Consider the following 13,879-nt stretch of genomic DNA (forward strand, 5'->3'; position numbering starts at 1 on the left):
GATAGGGCCATCCAGCTCGCATACCGTAGGACCCATGCGCGCAGCGTTGATGTTCATGGACTCGCTTTCCGGCTCGCCGATCCGCGTCCAGTGCGAACTGTTCGGCTCACTCGCGCTGACGGGCAGGGGCCACGCCACGGACAGCGCCATCCTGCTCGGCCTGTCCGGTTATCGGCCCGAAAGCGTCGATCCCGATCAAATTCCCGCGATCCTTTGCGCCATCCGCGATGACGGCCGCATCCGCGCGGGCAGCGCGCACGACGCCTTCGTCCCGTTCGAGGAAGCCCGAGACCTCCTTTTTCGCATGGGTGATTTTCTGGAGGCGCACAGCAATGGCATGCGCTTTTCCGCGTGGTTCGACGGGCAGGCCGAACCGATCGTGCAGGATTATTACTCGATCGGCGGCGGCGCGGTTCTGCCCGGCTCGGTACCGGATGCGGACACGCCGCTTGGCCATAATGTCGTCCAGCCGCATCCCTTCTCCTCCGGCGAGGAAATGCTGGCGCAGGGCGAAGCGAACGGCCTGTCGATCGCGACGTTGGTGCTGCGCAACGAAGGCGCGTGGCGCACGCAGGGTGAAACCGAAACATTTCTCGACAATGTCATTGATGCCATGTCGGCCTCGATCGACCGGGGGCTGGAGCAGGAGGGGCTTCTGCCCGGCGGCCTCAAGGTCCGTCGCCGTGCGCGAGCCATCCATCAGCGCTTGCGCTTGCAAAAGGACGCGCTTGGACCGGCGCAGATTTTCGAATGGGTCAGCCTGTTCGCGCTCGCGGTGAACGAAGAGAATGCCGCTGGCGGTCGGGTCGTCACAGCGCCCACTAATGGTGCGGCGGGCGTTATCCCTGCGGTGTTGCATTACTACCGCTGTTTCGTGCCCGGCGCGGATCGCGACGGCGAGCGCCGTTTCCTGCTGACCGCCGCCGCGATCGGCTTCCTCTACAAGAAGCGTGCCTCCATTTCCGCTGCCGAGATGGGATGCCAGGGCGAAGTCGGCGTCGCCTGTTCCATGGCGGCGGCGGGGTTGGCCACCGTGCTGGGTGGCACCAACGGCCAGATCGAAAATGCCGCAGAGATCGGCATGGAGCATAATCTCGGCCTCACCTGCGATCCGATCGGCGGGCTGGTGCAGATCCCCTGTATCGAGCGCAACACAATGGGCGCGGTGAAGGCGATCAACGCCGCGATGCTCGCGCTCCACGGCGACGGCACGCATAAGGTTTCGCTCGACGCGGTGATCGAGACGATGCGCCAGACCGGCCTCGACATGCGCTCCAAATACAAGGAGACAAGCCTCGGCGGCCTGGCGGTCAACGTCGTCGAGTGCTGAGCCGGCTCAGGGCTGGGCGGGCTTGAACTCGAAGTTCATTCCCGAGACGCGGCTGGGCTGGAAGCCCTTCCAGATCGTCGAGGCCGGCGCGCCGGGGCTGAACCCCGCATAGCGGCCGCCCGGGGCGCCCTGCCACTTGCCGTCGTTCGAGTTCGGCACCAGCCCGTCGATATAGGCGGCCTTGGCTTCCTCGCCCTTCACATAGCGATCGAGGAAGGCGGTGATGAAATGCGCCTGCACCGCCATCAGCCGGTCCTTGCGCCACACCGCATCCTCGAACCAATCGAGGTCCCAGAAGCTCTCGCGCATCGCGGGCGGGGCGCCGATCAGCGCGATGCTGTGCGCCGCCTCGCGGAAGGTGAGCAGATAGCGCGGCGCGTGGATTTCCTGGTCGAACAGCGTGCGCACGCCGGGATCATAGCCGACGACATGGTCCTGGCTGCCGACGACGAACAGCGTCGGTGCGCGGATCGCGGCCACGCCGGGCGCCGCCCAGAGCGGGGTGCCGTAGAGGTTGCTCGCGGGCGAGATCGCCACCACCGCCTTGAGGGCGGCGACCTTGAGCGTCTCCGCCTTCTCCGCCCCCGCCACAAACGGGGCCAGCGCACCGCGGGTCGCAGCCGCCACCGCGGGATCGAGCGGCGCCCCGGCGGCGGTGAGAACGCCGTAGCCGCCCATCGAATAGCCGATCAGCGCGGTACTGGCCGCATCCGCCACCGCAAATGCCCCCTGCCCGGCCCGTGCCCGGCGCTGCGCCTCGGCCGCGACGAAGGCGATGTCGAGCGGGCGGCTGGTCAGCGGGCCGGCGCGGGCAGCCGGAGTGCGGATGGTGATCGGCGGATCGCGGAACGCGGGCGCGACCACGACATAGCCCTTGCTCGCCAGATTCTCGCCGAGCCAGGACAGCACCTCGGGGGTGTTGCTATAGCCATGGGCGAGGATCACCAGCGGGAAGCGCCCCTTGGCCGCCGCCGCGCCGGGCGTGGCGAGCCCCGGCACCTCGAACGGCACGTCGCTGCCCTTCTCCCCCGGCAGCGCGGTGCGATAGCTTGTGCCCGCCCCCTTCGCCGCGGCCGGATACCAGAGCTTGATGGGGATGTGCCGGTCGACGACCGCCGGCTTGTCGGCGCCCTGGAGCGGATCGGCGCGGCCCGCTTCCACGAACTCGAGATCGGCGACGCCGACGCCGTAGCTGCCAAGCGCGGCCAGTTCCGGCGCGTCGACGCTGGGCTTGGCGGGCGCCTGCTGCGCCTGCCCCTCAAACGCAAAAATCGCGGCTGCGCATGCTGCGGCCGCGATTCCAATTCTGCCGATCATCCGGCCTCCTCTCCTGATGGAGAGGGCGGAGGCATCGCCCCCGCCCTCCCGTGTCTGCATCAGTAATTTACACCGAAGCGCAGGCCTGCATAGCGACGGAAATCGCGCGGCAGCACCGACTGGGTGGCGATGGTGACGCCTGCGGGGCCGAAATTGCCGCCCGAGTTCACCAGCGCGGGGAAATACTGCTTGTCGAACAGGTTGCTGACGAACAGCGTCGCTTCCCAGCGGCGGCTATGCTCGCGCACGCCGACGCTCAGGTTGAAGATGCTGAAGGCGGGCTGGAAGGTCTCAGGATCGCGCGCCGCATAATAGACGCTGGTCTGGTACTGCCAGCTGCCCACCACGACGCCGTTCAGCTTGTCGGTAAGCGCCGGGGTGTAGTCGAACGACATCGAGCCCTTCCACTCCGGTGCTTGCACCGCGCGGGTGCCGGTAAGCACCTGATATTTCAGCTTCCCCTGCGGAATGCAGCCCGTCGCGAGCGTCTGCTGGGTATAGCATGGTGCGGCCGGCCAGGAGGTGTAGGTTGCATCGAGATAGGTGAGCCCGCCGTTGATGGTCAGGTCCCGCATCACGCGCGCCGCCGCCTCGAACTCGAGACCCTGCGTCTTCATCTTGCCGACATTGGTAAGACGGAAGTTGGAGGTACCGTCCGCCAGCGGCTCGATCGTCTGCGCCTGCAGATCGGTGTACTCGGTGTTGAAGTAGGTGACGTTGAAGGTCAGGTGCCGGTCGAAGAACTGGGTACGGAGGCCGAATTCCCAATCCTTCGAGGCCTCCGGACGGATCGGACCGGCGTCGGCGCGGTTCTGGTCGAAGCCGCTGCTGATGTCGTAGGTCTGGCCCTTATAACCGGTGGCGTAGCTGCCGAAGGCCAGGATGTCGCGGGTCGCCTGCCAGTTCAGCCCCAGTCGGTAGGTGGTGGCGTTGTCGCTGGCATGGTTGCCATAGTTGGTGGCAAGCAGCTTGTCGTTGAAGGTGTACTCCACCCGCTCGTTCTGCGCACGACCGCCGACGGTGGCGGTCAGGTGCTTGACGAATTCCCAGTCGATCTGGCCGAACGCGGCGATCTGGCGCGAGCCCGAGGTAGCGGACCAGCTACGTGCCGAGGTGGCGGGGCCGCGATAGAAGCGGCGCTCGAACGCGGCGTCGGCGAAGTAGACGCCCAGCGCATAGCGGAACGCGTCCTCGCCCGGCGACAGCAGGCGAATTTCCTGGGTGAACAGGCGCGACTGGAAGCGGCCGTCCTGGATGTTGCGACCGACCGCACCCGGTGCGACGGTGTCGTCCTGGTCGATATAGTCGTTCATGTGGAACTTGTCGTACGACGTCAGGCCCAGCACCTGCATCTTGCCGATGGCGATGTCGGTGCGCAGGATGCCGCCGCCGCCGGCGAACTTGGTGCCGGCGCGATCATTGTTGGCGATCTTCTGATTCTGCGGATCGATCGTGATCCCCGGCAGCACCACGTCGGTGGTCAGGCCGGGCCGGTTGAGCAGCGTCACACCGGGAGTCATCCGGATGAACGGGCGGCCGAAATCGGTCTTGCCGTCGACATAGTTGCCGGAGAGGGTGAAGGTCACGTCCGGCGTCGCCTTCCACTTCAGCTTGGCACGGGTGTTCAGCGTCTCGCGGCCGTTGACGCGCTTGCCGTCGAACACGTTGAGGACGTTGCCGTCCCAGTTCGAATAGCTCGCCGAGACGACATAGCCGAGATTGTCGTTGATCGGACCGGTGACGCTGAAATTTCCGCTATATTCGCGGTCGTCGGTCGCCAGCACATTGGCCTTCACGTGGAAGTCCTTGGTCGGCTGGGTGGTCATGATCTTGATCAGGCCGGCCGAGGCCGCCTTGCCGTACAGCGTGCTCTGCGGCCCGCGCAGCACTTCGATCATGGCCACGTCGGGCAGGTCGGAGAAGGCGCGCGCCTGGAAGGCGAGCGGCACGCCGTCGACCGTCACGGCGACCGAGGATTCGACGCCGATCGCATAGGCAAAGGTGCCGATGCCGCGCAGCGAGACGTTGGCGTTGACCGGGTTTTCCGAGGGACGGATCACCAGCGAGGGCGAGACCTTGCCGAGATCCTGGAAGTGGCGGACACCCTGCGCCTCGAGATCGGCGGGCGTCACCACCTGCACCGCGAGGGGAACGTTCTGGATGTTCTCGAACCGCTTCTGCGCGGTCGTCGTGACGATGATCTCGCCGTCATCCTGGCCGGCAGCCGGTGCGGCCTGGGCGGGTGCCCCCGCACCATTGTCAGCGTCCTCGGGCGTCGCGGCATAGGCGCTGCCGGCGAGGAACGTGGCGGCGAGCGCAACGGCGCGTGCCGAGAATGGGAAACCCCTCATGAAACTTGAACCCCTTGCGTGATGCTATCGTTTGCCTCTCCCGAGCTGGAAACGGCCTGCTGCGCACGCGCGCGCCGACACTGATTTTGTGAGAATTATAGGATAAGTGTTGTGGCCAGACCGGAAAATCACCCGAAAATGTTTTTGGTCCGACCTGTTTCCACATGTTGCGCGCTCGCGCGTCGGCGCATGAAAAAGGGGCGGAAGCATCGCTTCCGCCCCTCCCCGGGTTCCGTTCGCAGGCGAAGGATCAGTAGTTGAGCCCGAAGCGAACGCCCGCATAGCGGCGGAAGTCGCGCGCCAGCAGCGCCTGGGTGGCGATGACGTTCGACGCATTCGCCCCGGCGCTCATGAAGTTTGACGAGGTGTTCACCAGCGACTGGAAATACTGCTTGTCGAACAGGTTGTTGACGAACAGCGTCGCTTCCCAGCGGCGCTTGTGATCGCGCACGCCGACGCTGACGTTGAAGATGCTGTAGGCCGGCTGGAAGGTCTCCGGATCGTGCGCCACATAATAGACGCTCGACTGGTACTGCCAGCTGCCCTGGAACACGCCGGTCAGCTTCTCGGTCAGCGCGGGCGCATATTCGATGCTCGCGTTGCTCTTCCACTCGGGCGCCTGGATCGCACGGGTGCCGGTGAGGTTCTGGAACGCCGGCTTGCCCGGATTGCAGCCCTGCGCCTGGGTCTGCAGCGGATAGCATTGCGCCGCCGGGAACGAGGTGTAGGTGGCGTCGAGATAGGTCGCCGCACCGCTGATCGTCAGATCATGGGTGATGCGCGCTGCGCTCTCGAACTCCAGGCCCTTGGTGTTCATCCCGCCCACGTTCGTCAGGCGATAGTTGCTGGAGCCGTTGACCGTCTCGATCGACTGCGCCTGCAGGTCCTTGTAGTTGGTGTCGAAATAGGTGACGTTGAACGTCATCCGGCGCCCGAAGAACTGGGTGCGGACACCGAACTCCTTGTCCTTCGACGTCTCCGGCCGGATCGGGCCGGCATCGGCGCGCGCCTGGTTGAAGTTACTGGTCAGGTCGTAGGTCTGGCCCTTGTAGCCGGTGGCGTAGCTGCCGAAGAGCATCACGTCGCGGGTCGCTTGGTATTGCAGGCCAAGGCGATAGGTGGTGGCGTTGTCGCTGGCATGGCCTGCCCAGCTGCCCTTCGCGTTGTTGTCGCGGAAGGTGTACTTCACCCGCTCGTTCTGCGCGCGCCCGCCGACGGTCGCGGTCAGGTTCTTCACGAACTCCCAGTCGATCTGGCCAAACGCGGCGACCTGGCGCGAGCCGGACGTGGCGTACCAGTTCTGCTGCGCGAACATCGGCCCGCGCATGAACGGACGCTGGAAGCCGGTATTGGCGTAGTAGAGGCCCAGCGCGTAGCGGAACGCATCGGTGCCGGGCGACAGCAGGCGAATTTCCTGCGTGAACAGCCGCGACTTGAACGCGCCGACCTGGATGTTGCGGCCAAAGGGCCCGGGTGCCGCCGTGTCGTCATGGTCGATGTAATCGTCCATGCGGAACTTGTCGTAGGAGGTCAGGCCCAGCACCTGCATCTTGCCGACATTGACGTCGGTGCGCAGCATGCTGCCCCAGCCCCAGTACTTGGTGCCGGCGCGATCGTTGTTCGCGACCTTCTGGTTCAGCGGGCTGATGGTGATGCCCGGCAGCACGACGTCGGCGGTGAGCCCCGCCTGGCCGCGCAGCAGCGCGCCCGGCGCCATGCGGATGAACGGACGACCGACCGTGGTGTTGCCGTTGAGATAGTTGGCCGAGGCGGTGAAGACGACGTCCGGGCTCGCCTTCCACTTCAGCTTGCCGCGGGTGCTCAGCGTCTCGCGGCCGTTGACGTCCTTGCCGTCGACGACGTTGCGGACATTGCCGGCCCAGTTGGAATAGCTGGCCGAGAAGACATAGCCGAGCGTCTCGCTGATCGGGCCGGTGACGCTGAAATTGCCGCCATATTCACGGTCGTCCGTGGCCGTCAGGTTGGCCTTGACGTGGAAGTCGTTGGTCGGCTGGGTCGTCATGATCTTGATCAGACCGGCCGAGGCGGCCTTGCCGTACAGCGTGCTCTGCGGACCGCGCAGCACTTCGATCATCGCCACGTCGGGCAGATCGGTGAAGGCGCGTGCCTGGAAGGCGAGCGGCACGCCGTCGACCGTCACCGCGACCGAGGACTCGACGCCGATGCCGAAGGCGTAGGTGCCGACACCACGCAGCGAGACGTTCGAGTTGACCGGGTTCTCGGCGGTGCGGATCACCAGCGACGGCGCGACCTTGCCGAGATCCTGGAAGTGGCGGACGCCCTGCGCCTCGAGCTGGGCGGGCGTGACGACCTGCACCGCGAGCGGCACGTTCTGGATGTTCTCGAACCGCTTTTGCGCGGTGGTGGTGACGATGATCTCGCCGTCGTCCTTTACCGGCGCCTTGGCCTGCACCGGCGCAGGCGCTGCGGCCGGCTCACGATGCTCTTCCGCCGCATTCGCGTGCGCGGCGCTGCCGATGAACGATGCGGCGAGCGCAAGCGTGCACAGCGGAAACTGGTAACCCCTCATGTGTCATGCCCCTTTGGAAGGTGAACCTCATCCCTCCTCTCCCCCGCGCCGGTATACGCTCTGGCCACCGGTCGCTCTGTCCTGACAATTGTAGGACCAGCGGGAGAATTCCCAAATTTGCTTGATGATTATCTGAGAGGTTTGCCACACAACGCAGGGCAGTGTGCTGTATCCGCAACAGTTGCGCAAACGTTTGCTATGTATCGCACAAAAAAGGCGGAAGCATCGCTCCCGCCTTTTGATTTTCTCCCTCCGGGGAGGTGTGTCAGTAGTTCACACCGATGCGGATTCCGGCATAGCGCCGGAAATCACGCGGCAGGATAACCTGGGTGGCAAGCTGGTTTCCCCAGTTGCCCGCCGAGTTGACCAGCGACGGATAATATTGCTTGTCGAACAGGTTGCTCACGAAGACCGTGGCTTCCCAACGACGCTTGTGATCGCGCACGCCCACGCCCAGGTTGAAGATGCTGAACACCGGCTGGAACTGCTGCGGATCGCGCGCTGCATAATAGACGCTCGACTGATATTGCCAGCTGAGCTGTGCAACGCCGTTCAGCGTCTCGGTCAGCGCGGGCGCGAAGTCGAGTGCGGCGGACGTCTTCCATTCCGGCGACTGGACGGCGCGCGTGCCGTTCAGGTTCTGGAATTTGGGCCCGTTCGGCGTGGTCTGCAGACAGCCCTGTGCGAGGGTCTGCGTCGGGTAGCATTGGGCGGCCGGGAACGACGTGTAGGTGGCATCGAGATAGGTCGCCGAGCCCGTGAAGGTCAGTTCCCGCGTCGGCCGCGCGGCCAGTTCGAACTCCAGACCCTTGGTGTTCATCCCGCCGACGTTGGTGAGACGGAAGTTCGACGTGCCGTCCGGCAGCGGTTCGATCGTCTGCGCCTGCAGATTGGTGTAGTTCGTGTCGAAATAGGTGACGTTGAACGTCACGTGGCGATCGAAGAACTGGGTGCGGACACCAAACTCCTTGTCCTTCGACGTTTCCGGCTTGATCGGCCCCGCATTGGCGCGGTTCTGGTTGAAGCCGGTGGTCAGATCGTAGGTCTGGCCCTTGTAGCCGGTGGCGTAGCTGCCGAACAGCATCACGTCCGGCGTGGCCTGCCAGTTCAGGCCCAGGCGGTAGGTGGTTGCGTTATCGCTGGCGTGGCCCGCGAAGTTGGTCTTCGCAAGATTGTCGCGGAAGGTGTATTCCACACGCTCATTCTGCGCACGGCCGCCGACGGTCGCGGTCAGGTTCTTGATGAACTCCCAGTCGATCTGGCCGAACCCGGCGATCTGCCGCGAGCCCGCCGTTGCGTACCAGTCGGCCGGCGAATAGGCCGGGCCACGCAGGAACGGGCGCTGGAACTGCGTGTTGGCGTAGTAGAGCCCGAGGGCGTAGCGGAACGCATCGGTACCCGGCGACAGCAGCCGGATTTCCTGGGTGAACATCTTCGACTTGAACGCGCCGATCTGGAGGTTCTTGATCGTGGTCGACGACGTATCGTCATGGTCGAGATAGTCGTCCAGACGGAAGCGGTCGTAGTTGGTCAGGCCGAGCAGCTGCAGCTTGCCGATGTTGATGTCGGTCCGCAGCAGGCCACCTGCGCCCCAATATTTGGTGCGCGAGTTATAATCATTGCTGACGGTCTGGTTGCCCGGGCTGATCACCACGCCGGGCAGCACCACGTTGGTGGTTTGACCGGGAGTGCCGCGCAAGTTGGCGTTCGGCGCGACGCGGATAAACGGACGGCCGACCGTGGTGTTGCCGTTCAAATAATTGCCCGACAGCGTGAACACGACATCTGGCGACGCCTTCCACTTGAGCTTGCCGCGCGTATTCAGCGTCTCGCGACCGTTGACCTTCTTGCCGTTGAAGGCGTTGAGAACGTTGCCGTCCCAGTTCGAATAGCTGGCCGAGAAGACATAGCCCAGCTTGTCGTTCAGCGGGCCGCTGACGCTGAAGTTGCCACCATATTCATTGTCGTCGGTGACGGTGGTGTTGACCTTGATGTGGAAATCATTGGTCGGCTGGGTGGTCATGATCTTGATCAGACCGGCCGAGGCGGCCTTGCCGTACAGCGTGCTCTGCGGACCGCGCAGCACTTCGATCTGCGCCACATCGGGCAGATCGGTGAAGGCGCGCGCCTGGAAGGCCAGCGCCGCCCCGTCCACGGTGACGGCGACGCTCGATTCCACACCGATGCCGAAGGCGAAGGTGCCGACGCCGCGCAGCGAGACGTTGGCGTTGACCGGATGCTCCGCCGGGCGGATCGTCAGCGACGGGGCAACTTTGCCGAGATCCTGGAAGTTACGAACGCCCTGGGCTTCGAGCTGTGCGGGCGTCACCACCTGCACCGCGAGCGGCACGTTCTGGATGTTTTCAAAGCGCTTCTGCGCGGTCGTGGTGACGACGATCTCGCCGTCGTCCTGCGCCATCTTGCCTGCCGACTGGGCCGCGGCAGCACCAGCGGCAACCGTCGTAGCGGCGGCGGTGTCCACCGTCTGCGCCTGCGCCTGCGCACTGCCCGCCATGCACGCCGCAACCAGAGCGGCATGCGCGACCGATACTTGGTAACCTCTCATTAATACTCCCCTTGTCCGGCAGGGTTCTACCCGCAGTTCTTTTTTAGACAGCCGGACAACAGGTTCCCCGACACTCCGGGAAATATCGGGGAAACACGGTGTGCAATCGTTTTTTACTTCAGATCACGCGCATTCTGTTGCAGCGACGCCACACTGACAACGCTGGCAACCTCCACGACTAGCGTACGGCGATCGTTACTTGGTAGCAACAAGGTTATATCTGAGCTGTCCAATTGCCTACCTTTCGACGTGACATGAACCACGACCCGGTCCTCCTGCGCCTCACCCTGAATATACCAGCGCACGAGGGCATCCCCGTCCCCGTCCCTCGCTTCGCACGCAAAGGCGCCTGCGCGGGGTGGGAACAGCCACATGCCGGGGCGCTGCGCACCCGGGCGCCAGCCGCCTTCTGCGAGGTCGACCAGCATCGCCGAGCCCACCCGGGCGAACAGCGGCGGCGGGCCATCGAGTGGCGCCGCGACCGTTACCCATGCTCCGCCGGTGAAGGTCTCGCCGGTCCACACATGGGTCCAGTCGGTACCGGCCGGCAGATACAGCCGGCGCTCGGTCGCGCTCTGTTCCACCACGGGGGCGGCGAGCACATCAATGCCGAGCAGATGCTCGTCGCTTTCCGCCCAGCATTGCGGATCGTGGGGGAACACCGCCCAGGTCGGCAGCACCATCGGCATATAGTCGGAGTGATAACGGTGCAGCAGATCGTGGAAGAAGGGCACCAGCCGCTGGCGCAGCCGCATCAGCGCCTGAATCGCGGGCAGCGCCTCCGGATACATCCAGGGTTCGTTGACGCTGCGATCGTCGTTCCAGCTATGGATGCTGAAGCGCGGCATCAGCACGCCCGCCTGCACCCAGCGGACCAGCAGCTCGGCATCGGGCGCCGGACCGGCAAAGCCGCCCACGTCGTGCCCGCTGTTGGACACGCCCGACAGCGCCAGGCCGATCGCCATCCGCGCATTGTAGCGCAGCGTCTTCCACTCGGTGCGGTTGTCGCCCGTCCAGGTCTGGGCGTAGCGCTGCAGCCCGGCCATGCCCGCACGGGTGACGACATAGGGCAGTTCGTCCGGCCGCGCCTCGATCTGCGCACGGCGCGAGGCGCGCATCATCAGCAGCGGCTGCACCGGGCGCATCGCCGCGGCAGGCACCGACGTGCCGAAGCCGGCGAAGCGCGCGCGGGCGTCCCACACCTCATATTCGTTGTTGTCGTTCCAGGTCGAGCGGATGCCCTGGTCGAGCAGCGCCGACTTCACCTGCGCGCGCCACCAGGCGGCGGCGTCGGGGTTGGTGAAATCGATATAGCTGCCGACCTCGTCCCAGAACTGCGCCTCGACCGGCTGGCCTTCGGCGTCGCTGACGAAATAACCCGCCGCCGCGATCTCGTCATAGCGCGGATGGCTGCGCAGCAGCGCCGGCTTGATGTTCGGCACCAGCTCGACGCCCGCGTCCGCATAGCTGTGCACAAAGGCCTTGGGATCGGGGAACTTGTCGCGGTTCCAGTGGAACACATAGCGCTTGTCGCCGATCGAGGTGTAGCCCGAGGACAAATGGAACGAGGTGCAGCCGATGTCGTGCTCGGCCAGCTTCTCCAGGAACCCGCCCATCTGCGCCGCCGCGTCCGGCGCGTCGGTATAGGTCATGGTCGAGCCCGAATAGCCGAGCGACCAGCGCGGCATCAGCGCTGGTCGACCGGTCAGCCAGGTGAAGCGCTTGGTCACCGCCAGCGGATCGGGGCCAGCGATCATCCACAGATCGACATCGCCGTGCTCGGCGACCATGTGCCGGTAGAAGCCGTGGTAATTGTCGAGCTCGCGCCCGAAATCGAACGCGACATCAGCCACCGTGTCGTAGAAGGCGCCGTGGCAGCGGCCGACCTCGTCGGCGCCCAGCACATAGGGGATCGACTTGTACTGCGGATCGCTCGTCTCCGCGTCATAGCCCATCGGATCGAGATTGGTCAGGCGGAAGCTGCGCCCCGCGCGATTGGCATCGCCGGTGCGATCGCCCAGGCCGTAGAAGCGCTCGCCCGGACGGCGCGCGACATAATGGTGCGCCTTGCCGTCCCACCAGCCGAAATCATAGGCATGGGTCGGACGATCCTCGGCCATCGGCACCCAGGCATCGCCGTCGCGCTGCTCCCAGCGGCAGTGGAGCCCGTGCAGCAGCGCGGTGAGGCGGATGCGATCGGTCTCCAGCACCAGCTGCTCGGCATCGTGGGACAGGCGATAGTCCGGACAGGTGAAGCCCGACACGTCCATGCGGTTGCGGCCCGGCTCGGCAATGTCCTCCTGGCCCGGCGCGATCGCCCAGCTCGGCGGGCTGGTGACAGTACCCCCGGCGAGCAGCAACAGCCGCACGATATCCTGCTCGAGCACGAACAGGTGCGCGACCGCGCCGGTATCGGATTCCAGCGTGATCCGCCCCTGCCCCTCCTCGGCAACCGTGAACCGCGGGGGATTGGAAAGCGTGGCGCGTCTCATTTCACAGGCTCCGGAAGGCGAAGATGGCGCAGGCCGGCGATCAGCACGACCGCGCCGATGATGTCGAACACGGAAAGCATGCCGAACAGCGGCGCATAGCCGACGGTATCGGCCAACTGCCCGATCAGCAGCGAGAAGAGCAGCCCGCCGACCCAGCCGGCCTGGCCGATAAAGCCGTTGGCGGCGCCGACTTCCTCAGCGGTGAACACGTCGGCGGAAAGCGTGTTGATCAGCACCGAGATCATCTGGTGGGCAAAACCGCCGATGCAGAACAGCGCGATCGCGCTGTAGGGGCTCGACACCAGCCCGATGCAGCCTGGCGCGATCATCATCACCGCCGCCAGCGCGACGCCCGCCACGCGCGAGGCGATCAGCGGCAGGCGGAAGCGCGTCACCAGGAAGGGCGAGAGATAGCCGCCCAGCACGCCCCCCAGATCGGCGGCGAGGAAGGGCAGCCAAGCGAACAACGCGATCTGCTTGAGGTCCATGCCCCGCTCGGTGGCGAGGTAGAGCGGGATCCAGAAGCTGAAGGTCTGCCACGCAGGCTCCGCAAGAAAGCGCGGCACCGCGATGATCCAGAAGCGCGCGGTGCCCAGGATCTCGCGCGCCGAGGCACGACGGTCGAGCGGAGCCGGCCTTCCTTCGGCGATCAGCATGCGTTCGTGATGGGTGATTTTGGGATGGCTGCCGGGGCTGCGATAGAACACCCACCAGGCGAGCGACCAGAGCAGCCCCACCGCGCCGGTGACGACGAAGGCCATCCGCCAGTCGGTATAGATCATCACGATCGCCACCACCGGCGGCGCCAGCAGCGCGCCGAGCGACGTGCCGGCGTTGAACCAGCCCACCGCAACCGAACGCTCGCGCGCCGGAAACCATTCGGCGATCGCCTTGATGCCCGAGGGGATGGCGGCGGATTCGAACATGCCGAGCAGGCCGCGGAAGAACACCAGTCCCAGCCACCCTGCCGCCAGCGCGTGCAGCATGTTGGCGACCGACCAGGCCGCGCCGAACAGCGCAAAGCCCGCGCGCAGGCCAATGCGGTCGACGATCATGCCCGCGATCGGCTGCATCACCGTATAGGCGAGCTGGAAGCCACCGACGACATAGCTGTACTGCTCGGTCGTCATGTGCATCACGGTCTTCAGCTCGGGCGCGAGGACACCGAGCGAGTTGCGCGCGAGATAATTGGCAATGGTGCCGGCGCAGATCAGCCCGACGATCCACCAGCGAAGATGGGCAATACGCCGCATAAACCTTTCACTGCCCCCT

7 protein-coding genes are annotated in these 13,879 nt (G+C 65.3%); 1 reads left to right on the plus strand and 6 read right to left on the minus strand.

Going from position 1 to position 13,879, the window contains the following annotated elements:
- The first annotated feature begins 1 nt into the window (after position 1).
- Positions 2–1,330, plus strand: coding sequence for an L-serine ammonia-lyase (locus tag QZ670_RS03730; protein WP_294252413.1), 1,329 nt, complete (start codon positions 2–4; stop codon positions 1,328–1,330).
- A 6-nt stretch (positions 1,331–1,336) separates the two neighbouring features.
- Here the strand turns inward: QZ670_RS03730 and QZ670_RS03735 are convergent, their stop codons facing one another.
- The 6 genes from QZ670_RS03735 to QZ670_RS03760 form a co-directional block, all read right to left on the minus strand.
- Positions 1,337–2,647, minus strand: coding sequence for a dienelactone hydrolase (locus tag QZ670_RS03735; RefSeq protein ID WP_294252415.1), 1,311 nt, complete (start codon positions 2,645–2,647; stop codon positions 1,337–1,339).
- Positions 2,648–2,706: 59 nt separating this feature from the next.
- On the minus strand, positions 2,707–4,998 hold the full coding sequence (locus tag QZ670_RS03740; RefSeq protein WP_294252417.1) for a TonB-dependent receptor: 2,292 nt from the start codon (positions 4,996–4,998) through the stop codon (positions 2,707–2,709).
- A gap of 250 nt (positions 4,999–5,248) precedes the next feature.
- On the minus strand, positions 5,249–7,549 hold the full coding sequence (locus tag QZ670_RS03745; protein WP_294252418.1) for a TonB-dependent receptor: 2,301 nt from the start codon (positions 7,547–7,549) through the stop codon (positions 5,249–5,251).
- A 265-nt stretch (positions 7,550–7,814) separates the two neighbouring features.
- Positions 7,815–10,115 (minus strand): TonB-dependent receptor, encoded by a 2,301-nt coding sequence (locus QZ670_RS03750; protein ID WP_294252420.1) that lies wholly within the window; start codon positions 10,113–10,115, stop codon positions 7,815–7,817.
- 113 nt (positions 10,116–10,228) lie between these two features.
- Complete coding sequence (locus QZ670_RS03755; protein ID WP_294252423.1) at positions 10,229–12,607, minus strand: TIM-barrel domain-containing protein; 2,379 nt, start codon at positions 12,605–12,607, stop codon at positions 10,229–10,231.
- Entirely contained in the window at positions 12,604–13,860 is a 1,257-nt protein-coding gene (locus QZ670_RS03760) for an MFS transporter (protein ID WP_294252425.1), read from the minus strand. The genes QZ670_RS03755 and QZ670_RS03760 overlap by 4 nt, the downstream gene beginning before the upstream one ends.
- Positions 13,861–13,879 lie beyond the last annotated feature (19 nt).

It is taken from the genome of uncultured Sphingomonas sp. (assembly GCF_913774285.1).
Taxonomy (GTDB): Bacteria; Pseudomonadota; Alphaproteobacteria; order Sphingomonadales; family Sphingomonadaceae; genus Sphingomonas.

Bases quoted from the DNA above. Each gene is read 5' to 3' on its own strand.
- QZ670_RS03735 (WP_294252415.1), bottom strand. From the start codon at position 2,647: ATGATCGGCAGAATTGGAATCGCGGCCGCAGCATGCGCAGCCGCGATT.
- QZ670_RS03740 (WP_294252417.1), bottom strand. From the start codon at position 4,998: ATGAGGGGTTTCCCATTCTCGGCACGCGCCGTTGCGCTCGCCGCCACG.
- QZ670_RS03745 (WP_294252418.1), bottom strand. From the start codon at position 7,549: ATGAGGGGTTACCAGTTTCCGCTGTGCACGCTTGCGCTCGCCGCATCG.
- QZ670_RS03750 (WP_294252420.1), bottom strand. From the start codon at position 10,115: ATGAGAGGTTACCAAGTATCGGTCGCGCATGCCGCTCTGGTTGCGGCG.
- QZ670_RS03755 (WP_294252423.1), bottom strand. From the start codon at position 12,607: ATGAGACGCGCCACGCTTTCCAATCCCCCGCGGTTCACGGTTGCCGAG.
- QZ670_RS03760 (WP_294252425.1), bottom strand. From the start codon at position 13,860: ATGCGGCGTATTGCCCATCTTCGCTGGTGGATCGTCGGGCTGATCTGC.